23 protein-coding genes, 1 tRNA gene and 1 other RNA gene are annotated in these 25729 nt (G+C 66.3%); 10 read left to right on the top strand and 15 right to left on the bottom strand.

Features of this window, described 5'->3' with window-relative positions; translation table 11 throughout:
* The first annotated feature begins 41 nt into the window (after positions 1–41).
* Complete coding sequence (locus CETAM_RS01350) at positions 42–605, top strand: RNA polymerase sigma factor (RefSeq protein ID WP_156229318.1); 564 nt, start codon at positions 42–44, stop codon at positions 603–605.
* 66 nt (positions 606–671) lie between these two features.
* Here CETAM_RS01350 and CETAM_RS01345 read toward each other — a convergent pair whose 3' ends face one another.
* Positions 672–1703: an aspartate-semialdehyde dehydrogenase gene (locus CETAM_RS01345; RefSeq protein ID WP_156226726.1), complete on the bottom strand. Its 1032-nt coding sequence runs from the start codon at positions 1701–1703 to the stop codon at positions 672–674.
* A 28-nt stretch (positions 1704–1731) separates the two neighbouring features.
* Complete coding sequence (locus tag CETAM_RS01340; protein ID WP_156226725.1) at positions 1732–2997, bottom strand: aspartate kinase; 1266 nt, start codon at positions 2995–2997, stop codon at positions 1732–1734.
* Between the two features lie 140 nt (positions 2998–3137).
* On the opposite strand from CETAM_RS01340, the gene CETAM_RS01335 reads away from it, so the two are divergent.
* Complete coding sequence (locus CETAM_RS01335) at positions 3138–3992, top strand: DMT family transporter (protein ID WP_156226724.1); 855 nt, start codon at positions 3138–3140, stop codon at positions 3990–3992.
* 3 nt (positions 3993–3995) lie between these two features.
* On the opposite strand, the gene CETAM_RS01330 is transcribed toward CETAM_RS01335, so the two are convergent.
* Positions 3996–5108 (bottom strand): hypothetical protein, encoded by a 1113-nt coding sequence (locus CETAM_RS01330; protein ID WP_231587545.1) that lies wholly within the window; start codon positions 5106–5108, stop codon positions 3996–3998.
* A 728-nt stretch (positions 5109–5836) separates the two neighbouring features.
* Between CETAM_RS01330 and leuA the strand changes: the two genes are divergently transcribed.
* The 6 genes from leuA (at position 5837) to CETAM_RS01300 (ending at position 12444) form a co-directional block, all read left to right on the top strand.
* The gene (gene leuA / locus CETAM_RS01325) at positions 5837–7684 is read left to right on the top strand and encodes a 2-isopropylmalate synthase (protein ID WP_156226723.1); all 1848 of its coding nucleotides are present in this window, start codon (positions 5837–5839) and stop codon (positions 7682–7684) included.
* 115 nt (positions 7685–7799) lie between these two features.
* Positions 7800–8846, top strand: coding sequence for an exonuclease domain-containing protein (locus CETAM_RS01320; protein ID WP_156226722.1), 1047 nt, complete (start codon positions 7800–7802; stop codon positions 8844–8846).
* Between the two features lie 15 nt (positions 8847–8861).
* The gene (locus CETAM_RS01315; protein ID WP_156226721.1) at positions 8862–10139 is read left to right on the top strand and encodes a Mur ligase family protein; all 1278 of its coding nucleotides are present in this window, start codon (positions 8862–8864) and stop codon (positions 10137–10139) included.
* Positions 10132–10887, top strand: coding sequence for a type 1 glutamine amidotransferase (locus tag CETAM_RS01310; protein WP_231587544.1), 756 nt, complete (start codon positions 10132–10134; stop codon positions 10885–10887). Before CETAM_RS01315 ends, CETAM_RS01310 begins: the two co-directional genes overlap by 8 nt.
* Before the next feature lie 76 nt (positions 10888–10963).
* The gene (locus CETAM_RS01305; RefSeq protein WP_156226719.1) at positions 10964–11446 is read left to right on the top strand and encodes a transporter substrate-binding domain-containing protein; all 483 of its coding nucleotides are present in this window, start codon (positions 10964–10966) and stop codon (positions 11444–11446) included.
* A complete protein-coding gene (locus CETAM_RS01300; RefSeq protein WP_156226718.1) occupies positions 11443–12444 on the top strand; it encodes a cation transporter in 1002 nt (333 codons plus the stop codon). The genes CETAM_RS01305 and CETAM_RS01300 overlap by 4 nt, the downstream gene beginning before the upstream one ends.
* 64 nt (positions 12445–12508) lie before the next feature.
* Here the strand turns inward: CETAM_RS01300 and CETAM_RS01295 are convergent, their stop codons facing one another.
* The 8 genes from CETAM_RS01295 to ffs form a co-directional block, all read right to left on the bottom strand.
* Complete coding sequence (locus CETAM_RS01295) at positions 12509–12967, bottom strand: DUF4383 domain-containing protein (protein ID WP_156226717.1); 459 nt, start codon at positions 12965–12967, stop codon at positions 12509–12511.
* Positions 12968–13146: 179 nt separating this feature from the next.
* Entirely contained in the window at positions 13147–13803 is a 657-nt protein-coding gene (recR, locus tag CETAM_RS01290) for a recombination mediator RecR (protein ID WP_156226716.1), read from the bottom strand.
* Between the two features lie 102 nt (positions 13804–13905).
* Positions 13906–14922: an ATP-grasp domain-containing protein gene (locus CETAM_RS01285; RefSeq protein ID WP_156226715.1), complete on the bottom strand. Its 1017-nt coding sequence runs from the start codon at positions 14920–14922 to the stop codon at positions 13906–13908.
* Between the two features lie 75 nt (positions 14923–14997).
* On the bottom strand, positions 14998–15321 hold the full coding sequence (locus CETAM_RS01280; RefSeq protein WP_156226714.1) for a YbaB/EbfC family nucleoid-associated protein: 324 nt from the start codon (positions 15319–15321) through the stop codon (positions 14998–15000).
* A 46-nt stretch (positions 15322–15367) separates the two neighbouring features.
* Complete coding sequence (locus CETAM_RS01275) at positions 15368–17563, bottom strand: DNA polymerase III subunit gamma and tau (RefSeq protein ID WP_156226713.1); 2196 nt, start codon at positions 17561–17563, stop codon at positions 15368–15370.
* A 22-nt stretch (positions 17564–17585) separates the two neighbouring features.
* A complete protein-coding gene (locus CETAM_RS01270; protein ID WP_231587543.1) occupies positions 17586–18119 on the bottom strand; it encodes a suppressor of fused domain protein in 534 nt (177 codons plus the stop codon).
* On the bottom strand, positions 18120–19391 hold the full coding sequence (locus CETAM_RS01265; protein ID WP_156226712.1) for an aminotransferase class I/II-fold pyridoxal phosphate-dependent enzyme: 1272 nt from the start codon (positions 19389–19391) through the stop codon (positions 18120–18122). It lies immediately after the preceding gene.
* A 55-nt stretch (positions 19392–19446) separates the two neighbouring features.
* An RNA gene (gene ffs, locus CETAM_RS01260) (signal recognition particle sRNA small type) lies at positions 19447–19545 on the bottom strand.
* A 149-nt stretch (positions 19546–19694) separates the two neighbouring features.
* On the opposite strand from ffs, the gene CETAM_RS01255 reads away from it, so the two are divergent.
* Positions 19695–19783, top strand: a tRNA-Ser gene (locus CETAM_RS01255).
* A 49-nt stretch (positions 19784–19832) separates the two neighbouring features.
* On the opposite strand, the gene CETAM_RS01250 is transcribed toward CETAM_RS01255, so the two are convergent.
* On the bottom strand, positions 19833–20264 hold the full coding sequence (locus CETAM_RS01250; protein WP_156226711.1) for a PAS domain-containing protein: 432 nt from the start codon (positions 20262–20264) through the stop codon (positions 19833–19835).
* Positions 20265–20313: 49 nt separating this feature from the next.
* Positions 20314–21219 carry a tRNA glutamyl-Q(34) synthetase GluQRS gene (gene gluQRS, locus CETAM_RS01245; protein WP_156226710.1) on the bottom strand — a complete coding sequence of 302 codons (906 nt, stop codon included), beginning with the start codon at positions 21217–21219 and terminating at the stop codon, positions 20314–20316.
* Between the two features lie 34 nt (positions 21220–21253).
* On the opposite strand from gluQRS, the gene CETAM_RS01240 reads away from it, so the two are divergent.
* The gene (locus CETAM_RS01240; protein ID WP_231587542.1) at positions 21254–21922 is read left to right on the top strand and encodes a queuosine precursor transporter; all 669 of its coding nucleotides are present in this window, start codon (positions 21254–21256) and stop codon (positions 21920–21922) included.
* On the opposite strand, the gene tgt is transcribed toward CETAM_RS01240, so the two are convergent.
* Together tgt and CETAM_RS01230 are read right to left on the bottom strand one after the other, a co-directional pair.
* The gene (tgt, locus tag CETAM_RS01235; RefSeq protein WP_156226708.1) at positions 21904–23151 is read right to left on the bottom strand and encodes a tRNA guanosine(34) transglycosylase Tgt; all 1248 of its coding nucleotides are present in this window, start codon (positions 23149–23151) and stop codon (positions 21904–21906) included. The genes CETAM_RS01240 and tgt overlap by 19 nt on opposite strands.
* Entirely contained in the window at positions 23148–25631 is a 2484-nt protein-coding gene (locus CETAM_RS01230; RefSeq protein WP_156226707.1) for an MMPL family transporter, read from the bottom strand. Before CETAM_RS01230 ends, tgt begins: the two co-directional genes overlap by 4 nt.
* Between the last annotated feature and the right edge of the window lie 98 nt (positions 25632–25729).

Below are 25729 nucleotides of genomic sequence, written 5' to 3'. Positions count from 1 at the left end.
AGATCTCGCAGTTTGCCCTGGTAACGTCATTGACCGTGACCATGCACTCCGCCCGCAACGACGCCCGCGTCACCGACCTGGCCCTCAGAGCCGGTCGAGGCGACCGCGAGGCGCTCACGGAGTTCATCCGCGCCACCCAGGACGACGTCTGGCGGCTCCTCGCCCACCTCGGTGGCCGCGACATCGCCGACGACCTCACGCAGGAGACCTACCTCCGCGTCATGAGCGCCCTCCCCCGATTCGCAGCCCGCTCCTCCGCCCGCACCTGGTTGCTCTCGCTCGCCCGCCGAGTGTGGGTGGACAACATCCGCCACGACATGGCACGTCCCCGCAAATCCGTCACCGAGTACGAGGACGCCGCCGCCACGACCCCCGACGAGGGCGCGAACGCCTCCTCCTGGTCTGACTGGATCGACGCCCGCGCGCTTATCGACGCCCTCCCCACCGAACGCCGCGAAGCCCTCATCCTCACCCAGGTCCTCGGCTACACCTACGAGGAGGCCGCGAAGATCTCCGGCGTGCGCATCGGGACCATCCGTTCCCGCGTGGCCCGCGCCCGCAAGGACCTCATCGAGACGACGGCAGCCAACTCCGGGGAGGAGTAGGCGACCCCGGAAAGCAGAACCGCCCCACGGCAGCGATGCCGGGGGCGGTGCGAGCTTGAGGATCCGTCAGACCAGCAGCTCCGCGATCTGGACGGTGTTGAGGGCTGCACCCTTGCGCAGGTTGTCACCGGAGACGACGAGCACGAGACCCTTGTTGTCGTCGACGGACTGGTCCTGACGGATGCGGCCGACCAGGGAGACGTCCTTGCCGGCGGCGGCCAGCGGGGTGGGGACGTCGACGACCTCGACGCCGGGGGCGTCGGAAAGCAGGGCGGTGGCCTCATCTGCGGTGATGGGGCGCTCGAACTCTGCGTGGATGGTCAGGGTGTGGCCGGTGAAGACGGGCACACGGACGCAGGTGCCGGCGACCTTCAGTCCCGGGATGCCGAGGATCTTGCGGGACTCGTTGCGGAGCTTCTGCTCCTCATCGGTCTCGTTGGAACCGTCATCGACAAGGTTGCCCGCCAGGGGCAGGGCGTTGTAGGCGATGGGCGCGACATAAGGGCCGAGATCCTCCGGGGATTCGACGGAACCGTCGTGGACCAGCTCGACGTTCCTGTCGCCGACCTCGGCGGTCTGCTTCGCCAGGGTCTCCACGCCAGCGAGACCGGAGCCGGAGACTGCCTGGTAGGAGGAGATGTGGAGGCGGATGAGACCGGCGGCGTCATGAAGCGGCTTGAGCACCGGCATCGCTGCCATGGTGGTGCAGTTCGGGTTGGCGACGATGCCCTTGGCCGGGTTCTTCGCCTCCTCGCCGTTGACCTCGGAGACGACCAGCGGGACGTCCCCGTCCTTGCGCCACGCCGAGGAGTTGTCGATCACGGTGGCGCCGGCCCGGGCGAACACCGGCGCCCACTCGCGGGAGGTGGAACCACCGGCGGAGAAGAGGGCGATGTCGACGTCCGCGATGGATTCGGGGGTGACCTGGGTGAGGTCCTCCACGGTGATGTCCTCGCCCCGGAACTCCAGTACGGAGCCGGCGGAGCGCGGGGACGCGAAGAATCGGACCTTGTCGGCCGGGAAGTTGCGCTCCTCCAGGATGGAACGCATGACGCGGCCCACCTGACCGGTGGCACCGACGACAGCAATGGTGGTCATGGGTATGAATTCTCCTTCGAAGGGGGGACTAGCGGCCGGTGCCGGCGTAGACGATCGCTTCGGCGTCGCCGCCGAGTTCGAACTTCTCGTGCAGGGCGCGCGCCGCGACGTCGAGGTCGGCCTCGCGGATGAGGACGGAGATGCGGATCTCCGAGGTGGAGATCAGCTCGATGTTCACGCCTGCGTCGCGGAGCGCCTCCGCGAAGTCCGCAGTGACGCCCGGGTGGGACTTCATGCCCGCACCCACCAGGGAGACCTTGCCCACCTGATCGTCGTAGAGCACGTTGGACCAGCCGTGCCTGGCCTGCATCTTCTTCAGCAGCTCCATGGCCCGCGGGCCGTCGGAACGCGGGCAGGTGAAGGTGATGTCGGTGGTGCCGCGCTCCACGGAGGAGACGTTCTGGAGCACCATGTCGATGTTGATCTCGGCGTCGGCGACGGCGCGGAACACGGTGGCCGCCTCACCCGGCTTGTCGGGGATGCCCAGGATGGTGACCTTGGCCTCGGAGTTGTCGGTAGCTACGCCGGTGAGAACTGCTTCTTCCACGGGGATATCCTCCATCCAACCGGCAACGAGGGTGCCGGGATCATTGCTGTAAGACGAGCGAACTCGCAGGGGAACATTGAACGCGCGTGCGTACTCCACGGCGCGCAGGACCAGGATCTTCGAACCGACGGCCGCCAGCTCGAGCATCTCCTCGAAGGAGAGCTTCTCCAGCTTCCGGGCGTTCGGCACGATGCGCGGGTCGGCGGTGTAGATGCCGTCGACGTCCGAGTAGATCTCGCACACGTCGGCATTCAGTGCCGCCGCGAGGGCCACCGCCGTGGTGTCCGAGCCGCCGCGACCCAGGGTGGTCACGTCGCGGGTGTCCTTGTTCACCCCCTGGAAACCGGCGACGATGCAGATCTTGCCCTCATCCAGGGCCTCACGCACCCGCCCCGGGGTGACGTCCACGATCCGGGCATTGCCGTGCCGTTCCGTGGTCAGGACACCGGCCTGCGAGCCGGTGAAGGACTGCGCCTCCGCTCCGAGGGACTCGATCGCCATCGCGACCAACGCATTGGAGATCCGCTCACCCGCAGTCAGCAGCATGTCCATCTCACGGGCCGGCGGGACCGGGTTGACCTGGGACGCCAGGTCTAGGAGCTCGTCGGTGGTGTCGCCCATCGCGGAACACACGACGACGACATCATTGCCGGCTTTCTTGGTGGCGACGATCCGCTCCGCGACTGCGCGGATACGTTCCGCGGTCTCCAGAGAGGAGCCTCCATATTTCTGAACGATCAGAGCCACCGTGCGGCCACCTTTCGTCGTAGGGTGCACAAAGTTCTGCTTCATCGTACCCGTAGACCACGCTCCCGCATTATTTGCGTCACAGGTTCCCGCGTGCGCCTGACCCTGCGGAAAGGCCGGGTTTCACTAAGGTTGAGCGCGTGCACAGCAATCTGCTGGCCGTGCTCTTCGCACTGGCCTCCGCCCTCACCATCGCGTGGGGAACTGTGGTGCGCCACAGAATCGCGGAAGAGGCCCCCGCGGACGGCTCCCTCAGAAGCTCCCCGTTCCTGAACGCCATCAGCCGCCCCCTGTGGTGGGCGGGCACCGGCACCGCCCTCCTCGGCTATGGACTGCAGGTCGTCGCCCTGGGCTTCGGCACCCTGCTGGTGGTCCAGCCTGTCCTCGTCCTGTCACTGATGTTCACCCTGCCGCTGTCCGCGAGGTACGACGGGCGGCGGATCTCCACCTCCGAGATGTTCTGGGCGGGACTGCTCACCGCCGCCGTCGCGGTGCTGGTGCTCCTGGGCAGGCCACTGCCGGGTGATCCGCAACCACCGCTGGAACGTTGGTTGCCTGCGCTGATTGTCGGGGGCGTCGTGCTCGTCTCCCTGGAACGTTTCGCCCAACGTCAGATCCGGCGGGAGAAGGCCCTGCTCCTGGGCATCGTCACCGGAGCACTCTTCGGCTACGTCGCAGTGTTGAGCAAAGCGTTCGTGGACATCTTCATCCACGGCGGGGTGTGGGCGATATTCACCAACTGGGAGACCTACGGCCTCATCCTCGGGGCAACCCTGGGCACCATTGTCCAGCAGTACTCCTTCAATGCCGGCGCGCTGAAGAACTCCCTGCCCGCCATGACCATCTCCGAACCCATCGTCGCGTTCAGCCTGAGCTACCTGGTGCTGGGTGAGAAGTTCCAGGTGAGCACCATCTCCGGCTGGGCGTTCATGGGTCTGGCGCTTCTCGCGATGATCATCTCCACCGTGGTGCTGTCCCGGAAAGGCGTGGGTTAGGGCTCAGATCGCCCACTCGAAAACGGCGAGCATGTAGGCCGAGAACCACGCGCCGAAGACCACCCATGCGGCGGCTGCTGCCACCTGCCAGCCCCGGGGAAGTTTCTCCGCACCCCACAGCACCCAGGGCAGGAGCAGGATCACCGCCGGCAGGAGGAGACGAGGCCGGGAGTGCATGATGCCGTCGGAAAGCAGGACAGTGGCGACCATCGCGGCGGCGAACCACCACACCTCCAGGGGCATGCGGCCCCGGGCAGCCACGAGTGACACCAGTGCCGCGACCATGACGCCCACCGACAGGAGATAACCGCCCTCGCCGCTGGTGGTGAGCACCATCCACACCCAGCGGAGCGTCGCGACGCCGAAGTCGAAGCCGGAGTGCCAGCCCGCCTCCTGGATGCCGAAATAGCCCCCGACATCACGCGTGTGCCAGCTCGCCCAGGCGAGATAACCGAGAAGCGCTGAGGGCGTCAGAGCCAGCCATGCCCACGCACGCCGGTCCCGGCTCGCCTGCAGGAGCACAACGAGTCCGAACACACCGATCAGCGCCACTGCGGTCAGCCGGATGAACCCGAGCAGGAGGATGAGGCCGGCGGCGGTCCCCCAACGGCGGTCCATGAGCGCCACAACCGACCAGAAGGCGAGGGCCCCGAAAAGCGCCTCAGAGTACGGCATCGAGAAGGTGATGGACATCGGCGCAGAAGACACCAGAATGCCCGCACCGATCCGACCAGCCCGACCCGCCCCCATGCGGGCTGCGATGGCCATGACACCTGCGGTCATCGCCACGCCCGCCACGACGTTGACCACCGTGGCGGCCGTCGACATGTCCAGCCCGGCCACCTGATGAACCAGTCGGACCAGCGCCGGGAAGCCCGGGAAGAACGCCAGGGTGCGGTGATGCACGGGGACGTCAGTGTTCAGGTCAGCTTCGAAGTAGCCGAACTCCGCGATGGCCAGGTAATACTTCGAGTCCCACCCGGTCAGCAGGCCCGCGGGCGGATCACCGTTGGCCCGGGCCATGACACCAAGAGTGAAGAGGCGGAAGGCGACGCCGAGAAGGAACACGAAGGCCGCGTCGGCAAGCAGACGCAGCCTGGAATCACGGGTGGCCACCGCGCCATCCTAACTATGATCGGGGGTGTCAACACCTCAATCGTCAGGAGAATTCATGCTCAGCATCATCCCGCTCCCTTTCATGCTGCTCATCGAGGGTCTGACCTCCTCGATCGTGCCGGTGCTCCCGCTCCTCAACTCCCCCACCTGAGCCGCCGACGCCCTCGTTTTCCATCGGCCGCGGCAAACCCGACGGTCGCTGTGACACTCCTCTGACATTGCCCGGACCGTCATTGGTGGTGGACGCAGAATATCCGCGCCGCTACAATGGCGTGTGGCTTGTTCATCAATAGAAAGGACACGGATTATGTTCCACGGTTCCTCTGAGGTCGCCGGCTGGCTCTCCAGCCCCTTCGTCTTCGCCTGGGATTTCGTCACCTGGCCGTTCCGCGTGGTCAGCTCCCACTTCTAGTTCGATTCTCCACAGACCCCTGGACATCGTCGAAATTCGGCAGGTGACCAGGGGTTTTCCCAATTCTTCGCAGAAGTGTGTTGTCTCAGACACTTTCCGGTGTAGGATTCCCCACATGTACTTCCGCGCGAACCTCCTTCTTCTTCGCCGCGGCGGGTCCCAGGTCCACTAAGAAACGACCGGCAGCCCGTCGCGGGGTGTGGTGCTGCCGGTCGTTTCTCCCGTTGATCAACAGCGGCGAGACCTCCCCGGCTACTACAGTGAAGGCCATTGACGGCCCCTGGCAGCCACATGAAGAACCGAAAAGGAAAACACCATGTCCCCGAACGACTCCTTTATCTCCGCCCCCTCCGAGATCCGCACCCCGGACGGCCCGCGCCGCGAGGACCAGCCCGCCTGGAACAAGCAGCGCAACTCAGCCATGCCGGTACACCGCTACCGCCCCTTCGCGGAGGCCGTGGAGAATATCGTGCTGCCGGACCGTACCTGGCCCGACAAGAAGATCACCGTCGCCCCGCAGTGGTGCGCCGTTGACCTGCGCGACGGCAACCAGGCGCTCATTGACCCGATGAGCCCGGAGCGCAAACGCCGCATGTTCAACCTGCTGATCCAGATGGGCTACAAGGAGATCGAGGTCGGCTTCCCGTCCGCCTCCCAGACGGACTTCGACTTCGTCCGCGAGATCATCGAGAAGAACATGATCCCGGATGACGTCACCATCCAGGTGCTCGTCCAGGCCCGTGAGCACCTCATCCGCCGTACCTTCGAGGCCTGTGAGGGCGCGAAGAACGTCATCGTGCACTTCTACAACTCCACCTCGGAGCTGCAGCGCCGTGTGGTGTTCCGCAAGGACAAGCAGGCCATCAAGCAGCTGGCCGTGGACGCGGCTGCACTGATCAAGGGCATCGCCGAGGATTACCCGGACACCAACTGGCGCTGGCAGTACTCCCCGGAGTCCTTCACCGGTACCGAGCTGGAGTTCGCCCGCGAGGTGTGCGACGCCGTCACCGAGGTCATGGAGCCCACCCCGTCCCATCCGATGATCATCAACCTGCCCTCCACGGTCGAGATGATCACCCCGAACGTCTACGCCGACTCCATCGAGTGGATGCACCGCCACCTGGCGCGACGGGACTCCATCATCATCTCGCTGCACCCCCACAATGACCGTGGTGAAGGCGTCGCCGCCGCCGAGCTGGGCTACCTGGCCGGCGCGGACCGCATCGAGGGCTGCCTGTTCGGCAACGGTGAGCGCACCGGCAACGTCGACCTGGTCACCCTGGGCCTGAACATGCTCACCCAGGGCGTCGACCCGCAGATTGACTTCTCCGACATCAACCAGATCCGCAGCACCGTCGAGTACTGCAACCAGCTGCGGGTCGCCGAGCGCCACCCCTACGGCGGCGACCTGGTCTTCACCGCCTTCTCCGGCTCCCACCAGGATGCCGTGAACAAGGGCCTGGACGCCATGGCATCCCAGGTCAAGCCGGGCGCCGACAGCACCGAGGTCAGCTGGGACGAGCTGCGCGGGACCACCTGGGAGGTCCCCTACCTGCCCATCGACCCGAAGGACGTCGGCCGGGACTACGAGGCCGTCATCCGTGTGAACTCCCAGTCCGGCAAGGGCGGCGTCGCCTACATCATGAAGACGGACCACGGCATGAACCTGCCGCGCCAGATGCAGGTGGAGCTCTCCAACGTCGTCCAGGCGGTCACCGACTCCGAGGGCGGCGAGGTCAACTCCAAGAACATGTGGGACATCTTCGCCACCGAGTACCTGGATGTGCGCGAGCCCGTGGAGCAGGTCTCCGTCCACGTGGAGAACGCCGAGACGGACGAGGACCAGGCATCGGTCACCGCCACCGTCATCCACGAGGGCAGGGAGGTCAGGATCACCGGCACCGGCAACGGTCCGGTCGCCGCCTACGCCAACGCCCTCGAGCAGCTGGGCATCGACGCCGAGGTCCAGTCCTACTCCCAGCAGTCCCGTTCCGCGGGTGACGACGCCGAGGCAGCCTGCTACATCTACGCCACCGTCAACGGCTCCGCCGCCTGGGGTGTGGGCATCGCCGGTTCCATCACCCGCGCCTCCCTCAAGGCCCTGACCTCCGCAGTCAACCGGGCCCTGGCCAGCAAGGCCTCGGTCCTGGCCGGCGGGGTCTAGGTATCACCGGGATCTGAAGGGGGGTGCGCACCCGCGCACTCCCCCTTTTTGCTTCTCGACGCTCCGACCGGATCACCGTCCGGACCCTCCTTCCTGGTGAACTAGACTCTGAACAATGACAATGACCAACGGTGACACCGAGCAGGACGCCCTCGCCGCCGAAGTCACTGAATTCCCCTTTGCCGCAGTGACCATCCAGGCCACCGGGATCCACCCGTCGACGGCCCGCCTCGTCGCGGTCGACGTCCTCACGTTCAACGAGGACGGGGAGATCGGCGAGGAATTCCACGCCGTGCTCAATCCGGGCAGCGATCCCGGACCGCACCACTACCACGGGCTGACGCACGAGGAGGTCGCGGAGGGCCAGCGTTTCTCCCAGGTGCTCAGGACCCTCAACCGCCTCATCGACGGCCGCACGATCGTCGTCCACAACGCTCCCCGGGTGTGGGGCTTCATCGTCTCCGAGGCCCGGCGCGCGATGAACGCCGCCGCCCGCACCAACCGTTCCCGCGGGCGGGGCCGCGGCCGGGGACGGCGTCGTCGCCAGCGGGTGGGGCACGTGCCGAAGCCGGCCGCGATCGTCGATACGCTCGCTTCCGCGCGTCGCCAGCAGATCCCTCTGGAAGACACCCGCCTCGCCGGGCTCGCCCTGGCGCTCAAGGTGGAGGCCGAATCGCCCGTCGCCACCGTCGAACGCGCAAGGCAGCCGGAGCATGAGACGACGCGGGAGACCAACGACATACTCATCGACGTCTTCTTCGCCATCCGTGACAACGGCGAGCTGTCCACCACCCTGCCCGCCGACCTCCGGGCAGACCGCTTCGGTCTGCAGCGTTCCCACATCCGTGTCGACGCCATGGAGGCTCCCCGCCCCCACCCCAACCCGGGGGTCCATGTCATCGGCCGGAATCTGGTGCGCGGCATGGAGGTCGTCGTCGCCCCGGAGGTGGAGGTGGATCCGGATGTCCTCATCGAGGCGACATTGAAGGCGGAGCTGGTCTACTCCGAGAAGCTCACCCGCACCACCAGCCTCGTGGTGTGCAACGAGACCACCGATCTGCGGGGCAAGGCCATGCACGCCGCACGCAAGGGCATCCCGCTGCTTGCGGACACCGCGTTCCTCGACGCGGTGTCGCGCGTACAGAACAGGGCCGGACGCTAGTACTACTGTGGTGGCATGAGTTCCACAACTTCCGGTGTCCTGCGCCGCTTAAGATCAACGGCGGCATCCACCGCCGCCCGGCTCGCCACCACCGCCTCCCGCCTGACCGGCCGTGGAGCTGGCGGCATGATCGGCGGACTGGTGGCCAATGCCATCGATCCGACCATCATGGAGAAACTCAGTCGCGGCCGCCCGGCCGTGCTGGTCACCGGCACCAACGGCAAGTCCACGACCACCCGGATGCTTGCCGCCGCGATGCGTGAGAAGTACACCATCGCCACCAACGACGGCGGCGACAACATGGACGCCGGCATCATCTCCGCGCTCCTCGCCGGCAAGGACGCCACCCACCTCGTCCTCGAGGTGGACGAACTCCACGTCCCCGCCGTCGCCGACCGGCTCACTCCCTCGGCCCTGGTGCTGCTCAACCTGACCCGTGATCAGCTCGACCGCGTCGGTGAGATCAACAAGATCGAACGCGCCCTGCGCGGCGCGGTGAACAGTCACCCGGACATGCTGGTCATCGCCAACTGTGATGACGTGCTGATGACGTCCGTCGCCTTCGACGCCCCCAACGTCGTGTGGGTCGCGGCAGGTGCCGGCTGGACCGGCGACTCCGTCTCCTGCCCCCGCACCGGCGGACACGTCGTCCGCGACGCCGACGACTGGTGGGCAGTCAAGCCGCTTCCCGACGGTCGCACCTTCCGTCGCCCCACCCCCACCTGGACCGTCACCGACGACGGCCTGGTCTCACCGCACGGCGAATCCGCGCTGAACCTCAGACTTCCGGGGCGCGCCAACCGCGGCAACGCCACCCAGGCGATCGCCGCCGCTGTCGAGGGCTTCGATGTTCCGCTCTCCCGTGCCGTCCTCGCCGCCGAAAGCGTGGACAACGTCGCCGGCCGCTACTCCACCATCCGTTTCGGTGACCGCAACATCCATCTGCTGCTGGCCAAGAACCCGGCCGGCTGGCAGGAGGCCCTGTCCATGGTCGACCGCTCCGCAGACGGTCTGGTCATCGCGGTCAACGGGCAGGTCGCCGACGGTGAGGACCTCTCCTGGCTCTGGGACGTGCGTTTCGAGGACTTCGAGGGGCTCGCGGTCAAAGCAGCCGGCGAACGAGGCACCGACCTCGCCGTCCGCCTGACCTACGCCGACATAGACCACGAGCTTCTCAACGACCCCCTCGAGGCGATCCTCGCCTGCCCGCCCGGGCGCATCGAGGTTCTGGCAAACTACACCGCCTTCCGCGACCTGAAGCGGGCACTGACCAAGGAGAATGACCGTGGCTGAGCAGCTGACCATCGGACTCGTCCTGCCCGACGTTCTGGGCACCTACGGCGACGACGGCAACGCCCTCGTCCTGCGCCAGCGCGCCCGCATGCGCGGTTTCGAGGCGGAGATCCAGTCGATCCAGCTCGGCGAAGCGGTTCCCGACGACCTGGGCGTCTACTGCCTCGGCGGCGGCGAGGACTCCGCACAGACGCTGGCGGCAGAACACCTCCTCACCGACGGCGGCCTCACCCGCGCAGCCTGGTCGGGACGTCCCATTCTGGGCGTCTGCGCCGGCATGCAGATCCTCGGCGAATCCTTCCGGGCCGGCGGACAGAGCGTGGACGGTCTCGGGCTCCTCGACGCCACCACCGTCAGCCTGCAGCAACGTGCCATCGGTGAAGTCGCCGCCACACCCACCAAAGCAGGGATCACCGCGGAGCTGACGGAGCCGCTCACCGGTTTTGAGAACCACCTAGGGGCCACCCTCCTCGGTCCGGGCGCGGAGCCGCTCGGCCGGGTCACCCGCGGCACCGGAAACTGCGACGTCGCCGCCTCCGCGGACGTGGCTGACGGCAGCCGCCAGCGCTTCGCCGAAGGTGCCGTGCAGGGCAGCGTCATCGCCACCTACATGCACGGACCGGTCCTGGCCCGCAATCCGCAGCTCGCCGACCTGCTGCTCGCCCGTGCGCTGGGCATCGCCCTGGCGGACCTGGAACCACTGGAGATTGGCGTGGTCGACCGACTGCGCCTTGAGCGTCTGAAGTAACCGGGGTCCGGACGCCTCGGCTGCACTTCACCAGCTCTTCATGAATGTGTCCGCCGTAGTCAGAGAGGATGTCCAGATGAGTCGCATTCTGTCGGCAGTGGGGGTTGTCCTCACCACTGTGGTACTGGGAGGCTGTGGGGCGATCCCGGTCGACGTCGACGGGACCTTTGACCGCGCCCGGGGCGGCACTCTCGTCGTGGGGGTTTCTGAACACCAACCCTGGGTGGTGATCGACGAGGAGACCAGCGAGGCCACAGGCATCGAGGCCGACCTGATCAGGAGCTTCGCCGGGGACATCGATGCCGAGGTGGAATGGCGACCCGGCCCCGAGTCGGTGCTGGCAACTGGAATCAAGGACGGTGAGCTCGACATCGTCATCGGAGGGTTGACCACTTCTTCCCCTTGGTCCTCCCTCATGGCCATGACGCGCCCTTACGCGAAGGTACCCTCAGCCGGTGGGCAGGAGGAGCAGATGGTCATGGGTGTGCGGATGGGCGAGAATGAGCTGCTGTCAGAACTCGAACGCCATCTCGCTCGCGAACAGGGGGAAGTACGATGAAATGGGTCAATGACGCTGACGCCGGCCCTCTCGGAGGCCCCCTCCCAGCCGGGCCGCAGAAGGCACTCGCGAAGGCCATTCATCTCGAATGGATCACCATCGGCTTCCTGGTCCTCTCCGTCGTCGTGGTGGGAATGGTCGCAGGGCAGTCGCAGGCGATGCAGGCAGCCTGGGCGGAGGACTCATTGTCGCTGCTGCCGCCGATCGCTTTCCTCATCGCGGCACGGGTCATTCGCATCCAGCCCAGCATCAGGCATCCCTACGGCCACCACCGCTCCATCGGGGTCGCCCACCTGGTTGCCGGCACTGCCCTTCTGCTCATGGGCAGTATCGTCCTGATCTCCTCCCTCATCGGGTTGATCAGTCTGGAGAAACCGCCCGTCGGCACGACCGTGCTTTTCGGACACCAGTTCTGGGCCGGTTGGCTCATGATCGCCGTCATGGTCCCCACCGCAATCATCCCGGTCATCCTCGGCAGAATGAAGCTCAAGCTGGCCGAAGAGCTCCACGACAAGGTGCTGCGCGCAGACGCCGACATGAATAAGGCCGACTGGTCCACCGCGGTGGCCACCATCATCGGCGTGCTCGGCATCGGAATCGGACTGTGGTGGCTGGACGCGGCAGCCGCGATCCTGGTGGCCGCATCGATCGTCTTCGACGGCGTGACCAACGTCAAGGCATCCATCGAGGATCTCACCGACACCCGCGCCACCCGCTTCGATGACTCCGAGGAACACCCGCTCATTGACGAGGCAGAAAAAGTCACGCGTGCTGTCCCGTGGGTCAGACAGGCTGCCGCCCGTGTGCGCGACCAGGGCCATGTCTTCCATGTGGAGATGTTCGTCATCCCGGAACCCGGCCAGGATCCGAGCCTGACCCAGTTAATGGAGGTGCGTCGAAGTCTCCTCGGCCTGCACTGGAAGATTCATGATGTCGCAGTCATCCCCGTTGGCTCAATTCCCGGCTATCTGCTGGCGGATGAGGCACTGGAGGGCTGAAAGCGCATGAGTCTGCCGTCGGACCCCACTGGGGGGAACCGACGGCAGGGTCGTCCGTCCGATGTCAGTGAGCGGTTTCAGCGGACGGAGTAAGGCGCGGGAGGAATGACAGACCCACCATGGCGGCACCGAGACCCAGGTGGAGCCAGTTGTCGGCGTCGTTGAGCGGGACGAAGTTCGCCGGCGAGCCATGGTCGATGAGCAGTCCGTAGACGAACAGTGCCAGGTAGATCAGCCCGCCGACCAGCAGGAAGGCGCGGGCACCGCCCGCGGACCGGGACATCGCGATACCCGCGACGCCGAAGAGCAGATGGACGATGTTGTGGAGGATCGACACCTGGAAGACTCCCAGGAGCATCGCCTCGGATTCGTGGCCGGCCATCTGCAGTGCGTCGTAGTTCGTGGTCAGGCCGGGAATGAAGCCGGCGACACCGACCAGGAGAAAGACAACTCCGACGATGAGTGCGACGATCTGTACCGGGGAACGTCCCGCGCGGACACGGGGTCGGTTGGTGACTGACATGGGAAACCTCTCATCTCGGCCGACCGCGGAATCGACAGGATCGGGTCACGCGCTGCCGAGCCGATGCAGACCGCGGAGCCTCACAGCTGTTCGAGCATCTCTCAGCGCTCTCAGCGCACTGTGATCAACATAACAATATCCGGGGATGGAACCCATAAGTTGCGGAACATTGTTATCGATTAGATCTTCAGCCGACCGCTCAGGGCACGGGAGAGGGTCAACTCATCGACGAACTCAAGGTCGCCGCCCAGCGGCATACCCGAGGCCAGACGAGAGACCGTGAGGCCCGGGAAGTCCCGGAGCAGGCGCGCGAGGTAGGAGGCGGTCGCCTCACCCTCCGTATTGGGATCGGTGGCGAGGATGACCTCATGAATGTCGGGGGCCGAATCGTAGATCCGGGCGGCCGGGGTCGAATCCGCGAGCTCGCGGTCCGGGAGCACCCCACCGATGCGCTGCAGCAGCTCCGCGATGTGCAGATCCTTCGGGCCGACGTTCGCCAGCGGATCGAGGGCTCCCCCGAGGACGTGGTACCGGCCGTTGAACTCGCCGGTGCGCTCGATGACCTGGATGTCCTTCGGCTCCTCAACCACACAGACCATCCCGCGGTCACGACCCGAGTCTGCACAGATTCGGCAGACCTCCTCGCGGGAGACGTTGCAGCAGATGCGGCAGAAGGTCACTCCGTCACGAACCGCCTCAAGGGCCGCGGTGAGCCGGTTGATGTCATCGGGTTCGACACTGAGCAGGTGGAAGGCTATGCGTTGCGCGCTCTTCGGGCCAACGCCGGGTAACCGGGAGAGCTCATCGATGAGGTCCTGGAGCGGTCCTTCAAACACGTCGGCTTCCGACACCTTTCAGTTCAGGTTGCGCGCCACGGGTACCCGGCCGCGCCGTCCGATCCAGGATAGTGCCTGCGGCCGCCGTCCCCGAACCGCCCCTCAGGAGAGCGGCATGAGCCGGTCGCGTTTGCTGGCGTGGAAGAGTTCGGGCGAACCATCGAATTCGGTGTATACGCGGGCGGGACGCCAGGTCTCGCGGGCGTGGTCAAGATCCCGGACGGCGGCCGCGAGGAAGTCGGCGATCATCTTCAACGCAGGCGGCTCGCAGGTCGGACACGAGTTGACCTCATAGACGAGCAGTTCGCCGGTGTCGAGGTTCTCGGCGATGTCCACTCCGCCGATCAGCGTGCCTGCCCCGCGTGAGGCCCGTTCCGCCAGCTCAATGATGTCCTCGGTGAGCGGGCACATCTTCATCAGGCCACCAGCCAGCACGTTGGTGATCCACCGGCCGGGCGGGGCGTAGCGGTACATGGCGAAGACAGCCCGGTGATTGACGGTGTACACGCGGATGTCACGGCCCGGGTTCTCGATCCACGGCATCGCGTAATACGATCGCCCGTCATGCGCGATCCGGTCGATGAATGAAGCACGTTCTGCGGGGGTGGCGATACGCTCGATGCCACGCCCACCATGGCCGAAGAGCGGCTTGACCACGACCGGACCATCCAGATCATCCAGCCAGGCGCGGAATTCGGCGGTGTCCGAACCGGAGATGACCGGGTAGAACAGGGCTCCCGCAGCGGCGAGCATCGAGCTGTCGAGCAACTTGTTCTGTGCCCGGAAGAGAGTGAGTGCGTCGTTGATCACCGGCACGCCGGCACGCGCGAAAAGATCGAGCTGGATCATGCCGGGCAGCAGCAGATCATCGAGCACCCAGCCGACGACGAGGTCCGGTTCGAGTTGTCGACCGTGGACCGTGAGCATGATGCGCCCGCGGTCCAGGCGAATAACCAGATCAGCAGGGTGGACGCGGACGACCGCCACACCCCGGTCCCGCAGTGCGGGGAACAGGATGTCGTGGTCCTCCTCGTCGATGTCGTCACCCAGGAACAACACGAGCGGGCGGTCAGGACCGGTGGGATCCGTGAAGAACGGGTCGTCGAGTCGACTCAACATGGCTCACCTCTTATGGGTCGGTGAGCGCCACGCTACCCGAGTTGAATACTGCGGGGGTCGACTTCCGGCACCCGATCAGCCCAGCATGCCGCCGAACGGGTCTCCCCCCTGGGAGAGCGGACCCATCTTCTGCGCGGCGAGATCGCCGGCCTTGGCGTGCGCGTCCTGGAAGGCTCCCATGACCAGATCCTGAAGGGTCTCCACGTCCTCCGGGTCCACGACCTGCGGGTCGATGGTCACGTTGGTGACCTCGCCGCCACCGGTCATGGTGACGGTGACCAGGTTGTTGCCGGCGGTACCGGTCACCTCGGAGGCGAGGATCTCCTGCTGTGCCTGCTGCAGCTTCGCCTGCATCTCCTGCGCCTGGGCGAGAATCTGGGACATATCCGGCTGGGTCATGACTGGCCTTTCGTTGTGTGAAGTGAACGCGCGCAAGTCTACCGGCTCACAGACGCCGTGCGTCGAGCTCCTGCTCCAGCAGCTCGACTGCGATTGTCGTCGCGTCTCGACGGTCGAACGTGCCCGGTTCCTGGGCCGCCTCGACCATCATCTCCTCTTCCTCCCGACGGGATGGCTCCGACGCAGGCGCCGGTTCCGGTGCAGGCTCCCGCGGCGGGGCCGGTTCAACATCGTCATCCATGGGCTCCGGCGGAAGAGGGACACCGTCGTCGAAGGACGGGCGGGCGGCCCGCTCGGCCATCTTGGCACGGCCGCGTTCAACGGCAGCCTCCCACGGCCGGCGCTGCGACTCTTCCCCGGCCGACTCAGGCGCCGCCGTCGGCTTAGGAACCGGCTGGGGTGTCGGTTGCGGGGCCGGGGCGGGCTCTCCACCCAGCGCGCGCGGCCTCCCCCACGTCGGCACCGGCTCAGGTGCCGGGGTCGGAGTCGGGGTCGGAGCGGGCGCCGGGGCAGGGGTCGGGACCTCGGTGACCCGAGCGGATTCGCGGGACTCGCGCTGCGGGTTCCACGCCTCCTTCTTCGGCGGCTGCGCCGCGAAACCGGCGGCCGCCGGATCGGTGCCGATCACGCAGTGCACCTTGAGCTCGCGTTTCACCTCTTCAGATACGACAGCGGCGATGTCTTTGTTGTTCGACTCCGCGTTGAGACGTTCCGCCAGGGCGCCTGTGTTGTGTCCGAGAATGAGGGTGTCGTCGCGCAGGCCCAGGACACGGGATTCTGCGAGCATGATGCCGGCGATCTTGTTGCGCTCGGAAACCATCTGACGAATCTCCGACCAGCGCGAACGGAGCGCCGCAACCGGGTCGGTGGGCTCGGGCCGTCGGGGAGTCTCAGGTGCCGGGGGCGGGGTGGGAACGGTCTTCGGCGGTGCCGGCGCCGGCACCGGGTCAGATGCAGGTGCGGGTGAAGGGCTCGCCTCCGGCTGCTTCGGGGCCTCCTGCACACCCTTCTCGGCGGCCTCGCGGGCACGGCGGGCGGAGGGCCGTTCGAAGAGCTTTCCGCCGTTCTGCCGGGCAGGCGCGGCAGCAGGGGCCGCCGACGCGGCCGTGGCCGCAGCCGCCGCCACCCCCCCGGCGCTCTGGACCGGGGCAGCGGGAAGGAGCAGGTGCGCGCAGAGGATCTCCAGGAGCAGGCGAGGAGAGGTGGCGCCCCGCATGTCGGCGATGCGGTCATTGGTGGTGGCGGCCAGGTGAGCGAGCTGCCCGGCGGTGAAGGAGGCGGCCTCCTCGCGCAGGATCTCCGCCCGGTCGGCCGGGGCGTCAACGAGCCCGAGGTCGAAGGCCTCCGGAACTGCCTGCAGCACCATCAGGTCACGGAGGCGCTCGAGCAGGTCCTCGACGAAGCGACGCGGGTCATGGCCCGCCTCGATGATGTCATCGACGGTGGTGAACAGGGCGGCGCGGTCACCGGTGGCGAGGGCGTCGACGGCGGCGTCGATGAGCGAGAGGTCCGTGACACCCAGCAGGGGCAGCGCAATCTCGTAGGTCAGCCCGTCGGGGCCGGAACCGGCGATCAGCTGGTCCAGGATGGAGAGTGCATCACGCGGTGAGCCTCCGCCGGCGCGGACAATCAGCGGATAAACGGAGTCCTCGACGTGGATTCCCTCGTCTGCGACCGTGCGCTCCAGCAGCCCACGCATCGCCTGGGGGGTGAGCAGGCGGAACGGGTAGTGGTGGGTGCGGGATTTGATCGTGCCGATGATTTTTTCAGGCTCGGTGGTGGCGAAGATGAAGATGACGTGTGCGGGGGGCTCCTCCACGATTTTCAGCAGTGCGTTCGCACCCGCGCCCGAAATCATGTGGGCCTCATCGATGATGTAGACCCGGTAACGGGACTCGGCCGGCGCAAACTGGGCCCTTTCCCGGAGTGAACGCATGTCATCGACGCCATTGTTCGATGCCGCGTCGATCTCCATGACATCGAGGTTGCCCGAACCGCCGGGTGCCAGCGACACACACGAGGAGCACACACCACACGGGGTGGAGGTCGGCCCTTCGACGCAGTTCAAGGAACGTGCCAGGATGCGGGCCGAGGACGTCTTACCGCAACCACGCGGCCCCGAGAAGAGGTAGGCGTGGTTGATGCGGCCGGAATCCAGGGCCACCGACAGGGGACGGGTCACCTGCTCCTGTCCGACGACGTCGGCGAAGGAGGCGGGACGGTACTTCCGGTATAGAGCCACGTCGAACAGCCTACCCGGGGAGTCAGCGCCGCCAGTCGAGAAGATCAATGCCCGCCTCGCCCAGCGCCTGCTGCAGCCCGCCGGGGCCCTCCTCCACCGCGTAGGCGTACTCGGCGTCGGTGAGCATGACCAGCTGAAGAAGGACCGTGAGGCGACCCCCCTCGGTGAAACGCGGGGTTTCGCCGCCCCACAGATACGGCGGAACGAACAGGCCGTGCATGACGCTCACGTCCTGCAGGCCCGCCTTCCCGGCGAGGTTCGGCAGCATGGTGCCGGGTTGCGCGGGGAGGATCCCGTTGACGTCGGAAAGCATCGTCGCGGCGGCCGCAAGAGTGTCGGCGAGCTGCTGTTCCTCCGCGCGGGCGACCAGGATCAGCTCGGAGCGCACCTCTTCGCCGCCGTCGACCGCGACCAGTCCCGTATCCACGTCCGAGAAACCCACCGTCAGCGCCACCCGCTGGCCCTCGCCCAGGTCCGCCACCGCCGAGTCTGCCCGGAACTCCAGTTCAGCCGGGATGAGCTGGTCGAACCAGTGGGTGATCTGCGCCCGGTCCAATTAAGCCCCGAGCTTTTCGACGGCCGCGAGCAGCACGCAGGTGGCCACGCCGTCCATCGCGACCTCGAGCTCCTCCACCGGCGGCAGGGAGGGGGCGAGGCGGATGTTGCGGTTGTTGGGATCATCCTTGAGCGGGAAGGAGGAACCCGCCCCGGTCAGGGCGATGCCGGCTTCCTTGGCCAGCTCGACGACGCGGGACGCGGTGCCGTCAATGACGTCGAGGGAGATGAAGTAACCACCCTCCGGTTCGGTCCAGCGGGCCACCTCGTACTCGCCGAGGCGGTCCTCCATGATCTCCACGACACGGGCGAACTTCGGGGCCAGAGAGCCGGCGTGCTTGCGCATCACGGCACGGACCCCCTCCGCGTTGCCGAAATAGCGGGCGTGCGCCAGCTGGTTGACCTTGTTCGGGCCGATACCGCGGACACCGGCGATCTTGAGGTACCAGTCGAGGTTCGCCTTGGATGAGTGGAAGAAGCTCACGCCGGCGCCGGCGAGGGTGATCTTCGAGGTCGAGGACATCGCCCAGAAACGGTTAGGGTTGCCGGCCTCCTCCGCGAACGCCACCACGTCGTGGATCGGGGGGAACTCGCCCGTCAGCGTGTGCACCGCGTAGGCGTTGTCCCAGACGATGCGGAAGTCCGGGGCGGCGGTCTCCATGGTGGCCAGTTCGCGGCAGACCTCCTCCGAGAAAGTGATGCCGGTCGGGTTGCCGAACGTCGGCACCGCCCACATGCCCTTGACCTGCGGATCCTTCACCAGCTCCTTGATGGCCGCCACGTCCGGGCCATCCTCGAGCATCGGGACGGTGACCATCTCGAAGCCGAAGTGCTCGCTGATGGTGAAGTGGCGGTCATAGCCGGGGACGGGGCAGATCCAGCGGACCTTCTCCTCGTCCTTCCAGGCACGCTCCGAATCGTTGTTGCCGGAGGCATAGGACCAGGAGACGAGGTCGAACATGATGTTCAGCGACGACGCGTCACCGGCCAGGAGGTTTTCCGGGTTCACACCCAGCACCTCTGCCCACAGCTCACGGATATCGCGGATGCCCTTGAGGTTGCCGTAGTTGCGCACGTCCTGGCCATCGGCATCGATGTGGTCGCCCTCGCCGGGGAGCGCCAGAAGGGACTCGCCGAAATCGAGCTGTTCAGAGGAGGGCTTTCCCCGCGTCAGGTCAAGCTTGAGGTTCTTCGCCTTCAGCTCTTCATAATCGGCGCGGACCTGCGCCGAGAACTGTGCCAGGCGGTCTGAATCGAAGTCGAGGAGCGTCATGTTGAGGGCCTACCTTCCGTGGGGAGTGTACGGCCACAATGTTAGACGCAAAGAGAAAATAAGGGGATCCCGCGCACCCGCCAGAGCTCGTTGACCCTTGCTGCATTCCTGCCCTGGGGGAGTTCACAAGATGGACGCCGCACGGGATCCTGCCGATAACTCTAACCCATTCCCCGGCCCGCAGGCCAACTCACCCACCGGCCGGGCACGGGGTTCAGGGGCATGACCTGCGATTTGTGTTTTTCCGCCGACCTTGTGTATTGTTTTGCGAGAACACAGCAGCCGTGCTGCAGTGTTCGGCCTGGAGGATTCGACTAGCGGCCTATGTCACACGCCTGGAACGCGTGCGGGGAGAAATCCCCTCAAGGGTTCAAATCCCTTATCCTCCGCCACAGCAAAGCCCCTGGGTGACCAGGGGTTTTTTGCGTTTCCAGGTGGATTTTACTGGACCTGGGCCGCCTCCAGCTCACTCACACGCCCGCGCAGTTCCCGTTCGCGATGCCAGCGCTTGGTCACGTCACGGAGAATGGCGGCAATGCCCTCGATGGTGCCCTGGGAATCCTTGAGCATGGTGATGGAGAACTCCAGCGAGACGATGCTGCCGTCCTTACGCAGCCCGGGCACGGCGAGGGGGTCAGCGCCGTAACGGGTCAGACCGGTGTCCATGACGCGGTACCAGCCCCGCCAGTGCGGCTTGCGATGTTTTTCCGGGACGATGATGTCCAGACGCTCCCCCAGGGCCTCCTCGGCACTCCACCCGAAGATGCGCTCGGCACCGACGTTCCACAGCCGGATGGTTCCGTCGCGGTCGGCGTAGATGACGGCGTCCTGGGTGGTGGTGACGATGCGTGCGGCGATCTGATCCTGACTCATGGTGGCCTTCCTCGCATATGTACGGTTGGGCCCGAAGATACCCAAACGGTCAGCGCCACACCAGGGGTTCACGCGGAAGGTCCTCCGGGCGGAACACCTTGAGCAGCTTGTTCAACGTGGACACCCCCGGGTAGCCGAGGGAACCGGCGAGCTTCTCGATGATGTGGTGGACCGGTTCCTCCAGCATCATCTCCCTGAGGGTGACCGCGCCGTCGCGCTTGGCCAGTCGTTGGCCGGCCTCGTTGACCACGAGTGGGACGTGCACGTATTCGGGCACCCTGATGCCGAGCAGGCTCGCGAGGTACGCCTGGCGTGGGGTGCTGGGCAGCAGATCATCGCCGCGGACGACCTGGTCGATGCCCTGGAATCCGTCATCGACGACGACGGCGAGGTTGTATGCCCAGTCAGTGTCCTGCCCGCCGCGGCGCAACACGAAGTCATCGATCTCGGTGGTGTAGTCGCCGTGGTAGAAGTCCCGGATGGTGAAGGTGTCCACCTCCGAACGCAGGCGCAGTGCCGGGCTGCGGCCCTCCCGGGCGAGTGCTTCCCGACGCTCCTCCCGCTCGGCGTCGGAAAGCTCCCGGCAGGTTCCCGGGTAGCTGCCGGGGGCGGAGTGGGCGGCGCGGGGAGCGTCCTGGATCTCCCGGCGCGAGCAGTAGCACTCGTAGACATGGCCACGGGCCGTGAGCAGGTCGAGCTCCCGCTGGTAGGCATGAGAACGCTCCGACTGGTAGAGAATGTCGCCGTCGAAGGTCAGGCCCAGGGTGAGCAGGTCGTCGATCTGACGGTGGGCGGAGTCGATGGTCGAGCGCTGGGTGTCCACGTCCTCCACACGCAGCAGGAACTTCCTGCCGGTCTGGCGGGCGAAGAGCCAGGCGATGAGCCCGGTCCGGAGATTGCCGAAGTGGAGGTCACCACTCGGCGAAGGGGCATAGCGGCCAGCGTGCTCAGTCATGACCCCAGGATAGCGATGTGCGACCATGTCTCACATGACCAGAACAGAGGCGCAGTTCATCCCGCTGCAGCGTACCTACTACCCCGTCATCGTGGCGCTCTTCATCGCGGTGTTCCTCATCTCCAACATCCTGGCCACCAAGGGCGTGGCCATCGGTCCGCTGATCACGGACGGAGCCTTCTTCCTCTTCCCCCTGGCCTACGTCCTGGGCGACGTGCTGGCCGAGTGCTACGGCTTCAAGGCCGCCCGGCGCGCCATCTTCACCGGTTTCGCGGTGACGCTTCTCGCCGTGGCGTCCTTCTACATCGCGATCTGGCTGCCACCGGCCGGCTTCTACGAGTCCCAGGACGAGTTCACCCACGTCCTGGGTCTGGTGCCGCAGATCGTGGTGGCGTCGCTGGCCGGTTACGTCGTGGGGCAGCTGCTCAACTCGTGGGTGCTCGTCGCCATCAAGCGTCGTACCGGCGAGAAGTCACTGTGGGCCCGCCTCATCGGTTCGACCGTCGTGGGAGAGTTCGGCGACACGCTGCTGTTCTGCCTCATCGCAGCCCCGGTCATCGGCATCTCGACGGCGCCTGACCTGCTCAACTTCGTCATCGTCGGTTTCCTGTGGAAGACGCTCATCGAGGTCCTGCTCCTGCCGGTCACTTACGCGGTGATCGGGTGGGTGAAGAAGCGGGAGGGTTACGGCTTGGCCGCGTAGTAGCGGCCCAGGAACTCGTCGCGGTATTCCTCGAAGTAGCCGCCGTCGATCGAGAGGCGGATGTTGTCCACCAGCCGGATCATGAAGCTCAGGTTATGGATCGTGCACAGGGTCATGCCGAGGAACTCGTTCGCCTTGAACAGGTGGCGGATGTAGGCCCGGGAGTAGTTCTCGGAGACGTACCCGCCGAACTCCTCGTCGATGCCCCGGAAGTCACGCTTGAAGCGTGCGCCCTCGAGATTCATCCGGCCATCCAGGGTGTAGACGCCGCCACGACGTGCCAGCCGGGTGGGTGCCACACAGTCGAAGGTGTCCGCGCCCGCCTCGATGGCGGTGAACATGTCATCCGGCTCGGAGATGCCCAGCAGGTGGCGGGGCTTGTCCTTCGGCAGTTCGTCGCAGACCCAGCCGACGATGGTGCCCAGGTTCTCCTTCTCCAGGGCACCCCCGATGCCGAAGCCGCCGAAGCCGCGGTGGCCCTGGTCGACGGCGGCGTCGGAAAGCTCCACGAGGCCGCGCGTGGCCTGGCGACGCAGGTCCTCATAGTGCGCACCCTGGACGACGCCCCACAGGGACTGCAGGGGCTTGTCCGCGCGCTCGTGGGTGAGACGGTCGTGCTCTACGAGGCAGCGCTGCGCCCAGCGGCGGGTGCGCTCGACGGAGGCCTCCTGGTACTCACGCGTGTCCATGAGGGTGGTCAGCTCATCGAAGGCGAAGAGGATATCCGCGCCCAGCTGGTGCTGGATCTGCATGCTGATCTCGGGCGTGAAACGGTGACGTGAACCGTCGATGAAGCTGGTGAAGTCAACGCCGTCCTCATCGACCTTGGCCATGTTCTTCTTCGCGGGCAGATGGCCGTTCGCCATGGCTTCCGCAGCATCCATGGAGATGGTCTTCTGGAAGCCGGAGCCCTGGCTCATCACCTGGAACCCGCCCGAGTCGGTGTAGGTGGGTCCTGACCAGTTCTCGAAGCGGCCCACTCCCCCGGCCTCGTCGATGAGGTCCGCACCAGGCTGCAGGTAGAGGTGGTAGGCGTTGGACAGGATCGCCTGCGCGCCGGTCTCCCGGATCTGCTCCGGCGTGAGTGTCTTCACGGTCGCCTTGGTGGCCACGGGGATGAACGCCGGGGTGGCGATGTCCCCGTGCGGGGTGTGGATGACGCCGGTACGGCCGTGCCTGCCGGGGCCGGATTCGAGTTCGGTGCCGAGGGTGAAAGAGAGATCCGTCATGATGCCACCGTACCCATCTGCTTCCGGTGCTCCTGCTCTGCGGCGTGCCTGGCCTCCCACTCCTTCTCCAGCGCGGTGCCCTCGATGTCCATGCGGGGGATGAGCCGGTTGAGCCAGCGCGGGATCCACCAGGTGGCGTTGCCCATGAGGAACATCGTCGCGGGTACCAGCGCCATGCGGATGAAGAAGGCGTCGAAGAGCACGCCCGCGCCCAGGGCGAAACCGAAGATCTGGATGAACGGCAGGGGCTGGTCGATGAAGGCGGCGAACACGGCGATCATGATGAGCGCGGCGGCGGTGACCACGCGCGCGCCGTTGGTGAAACCGATGATGGTGGCCTGCTCCACGGCATCGAGCTTGGATACCGCCCGGGGGGTGTCGGAATCCGGGTCCGCGCGTTCCTTCACCCGCATGCTGATGTAGTGCTCGCGGATGCGGGTGACCAGGAACACCTGGTAGTCCATGGCCAGGCCGAAGGTGACGCCGATGAGGAAGATCGGCATGAACGAGATCAGCGGGGCGGGGGTGTTCACCAGGCCCCACAGGCCCTCCTGCCACACCAGCACCGTGATGCCGAAGGCCGCGCCCACCGAGAGCAGGAAGCCCAGGCCGGCGACGACCGGCACCATCACGGAGCGGAAGACGCCCAGCAGCAGCAGGATCGCCAGGCCGACGACGATGGCCAGATAGACGGGCATCGCGCCGGAAAGACGTTCGGTGATGTCCATCTGGACGGCGGTGAGGCCGGTCAGGCCGATCTCCGCTCCCGTGGCGTCCGAGATCTGCACCGCCTGCTCGCGCAGAGCGTGGGAGACCTGTGCCGTGTACTGGTCGTCGGGACCGGTCTGCGGAGTCACCAGGATCTGGGCCGCATTAGTGTCGGCGTTCATGCCGATGAGCTGCGCGTGCTTGACGCCGCCGACGTTCTTCAGCTGGCCGACCGTGTAGAGGAAGGAGCTGGTGACGGCTGCTTGACGACGGTCCACCGGCGCATCCTCCGTCGCCATCGATTCCTGCGCCAGGATGAGCGGCTGAAGCGCCGGAGCATCGACGTTGATGTCATCCCCGTCGACGATGACCAGGAAGGGGGCGTTGACGCCCTCGCCGAAGCCCTCCGCCATGAGGTCCGCGGACTTGCGCTGCGTGGTGTCCAGGTTGGAGGTGGAGTCCGAGGGCAGCGACAGTTCCATGTTGAGCACCGGGTAGGACATCGCGCCCAGGGAGAGCACGACGACGGCCATGACCAGCCCCGGTGCGCGGCGGACGAAGTGAATCCACCGGTTACCCATCGTGGGCCGCTGGCTGCGTGGACGACCCTCCCGGATGTGCTTCTTGGGCCGGTTGCCGGCCACCCCGGGCACCCGGCCGGCGAAGGTGCGGTCACCGAGGATGCCCAGCAGGGCGGGGATGAAGGTCAGCGCCACGAGCACTGCGACGAACACCGTGAACGCGGCGGACAGCCCCATGGCGGTGAGGAACTCGATGTTGACGATCACCAGCGCCGCCAGAGCGATGATGACCGTCGCGCCGGCGAAGACGACCGCCGACCCGGCGGTGCCCACCGCCATGCCGGCCGCCTCGTCGGCGGCCATGCGTTCCCTCTCGACCCGGTAGCGGGAGAGGATGAACAGCGCATAGTCGATGCCGACGGCCAGGCCGATCATCACGGCCAGCACCGGGGTGATGTTGTTCAGCTCGACGAACGCGGTGGCGATCATGATCGCCAGGGCGCCGATTCCCACGCCGATCACGGCGGTGAGCACCGGCAGCCCGGCGGCCAGGAGGGAACCGAAAGTGAAGATGAGCACCACGAAGGCGATCGCCAGGCCGATGATCTCACTGCTCGTCTTGATCTCGATGGGATCACCGAAACCGGCTCCACCGGCCTCGACCCCGATGCCGGCGTCACGCCCCAGATCCATCGCGTCGTTGACGATCCGGCGGTGTTCGTCCGTGACGTCCATCGACGAGGCGACGTCGATGGTGAAGGTGGTGTAGCCGATGCGGCCGTCCTCGGAGAGCATCCTGAGGTTGTCTGCGTCGGCGCGGGCGGTCTCCTCCGGCAGTCCCTGCTCGGTCATCATGGAGATGACGCTCTCCTGGAGGGCCGGGGAGACCTCGACCGGGTTGCCGAAGCGCTCCGTTCCCGTGAGGTCCGGCAGGTTGTCCTCGATGTGGCCGACGACCCTGTCGATGGCCGCCGAGTTCTGCGGTTCCGACAGGGTCTGCCCCTCCGGGGCCGCGAACACCACGTTCACACCGGCCGCGTTGACGGGGTTACCGCCTTCGGGGAATTTCTCCACCAGGGTGTAGGTCGCGTCGATGGACGGGGTGCCGCCGATGGAGAACTGGTTGGAGAAGGGTTTCTGGAAGGTCATCGCAGCACCCGCGACACCGGCCAGGGTCACCAGCCACAGGAGGATGACGATCCACTTGTGGTGAAAGGACCAACGGCCCAGCTTGAACAGAAATTTAGCCACGGGGTTTGGGCTTCCTCACCACTGTCGACGATCAAACAGGGACAGTCTACCGAGGTCGTCGGCAATAACAGAAGGCCCCGACTCTCGTCGGGGCCTTC

The organism is Corynebacterium comes, from assembly GCF_009734405.1.
GTDB lineage: Bacteria > Actinomycetota > Actinomycetes > Mycobacteriales > Mycobacteriaceae > Corynebacterium > Corynebacterium comes.
Note: the sequence above shows the minus strand (reverse complement) of the source record. Positions and strands in the feature narration are given on the sequence as shown.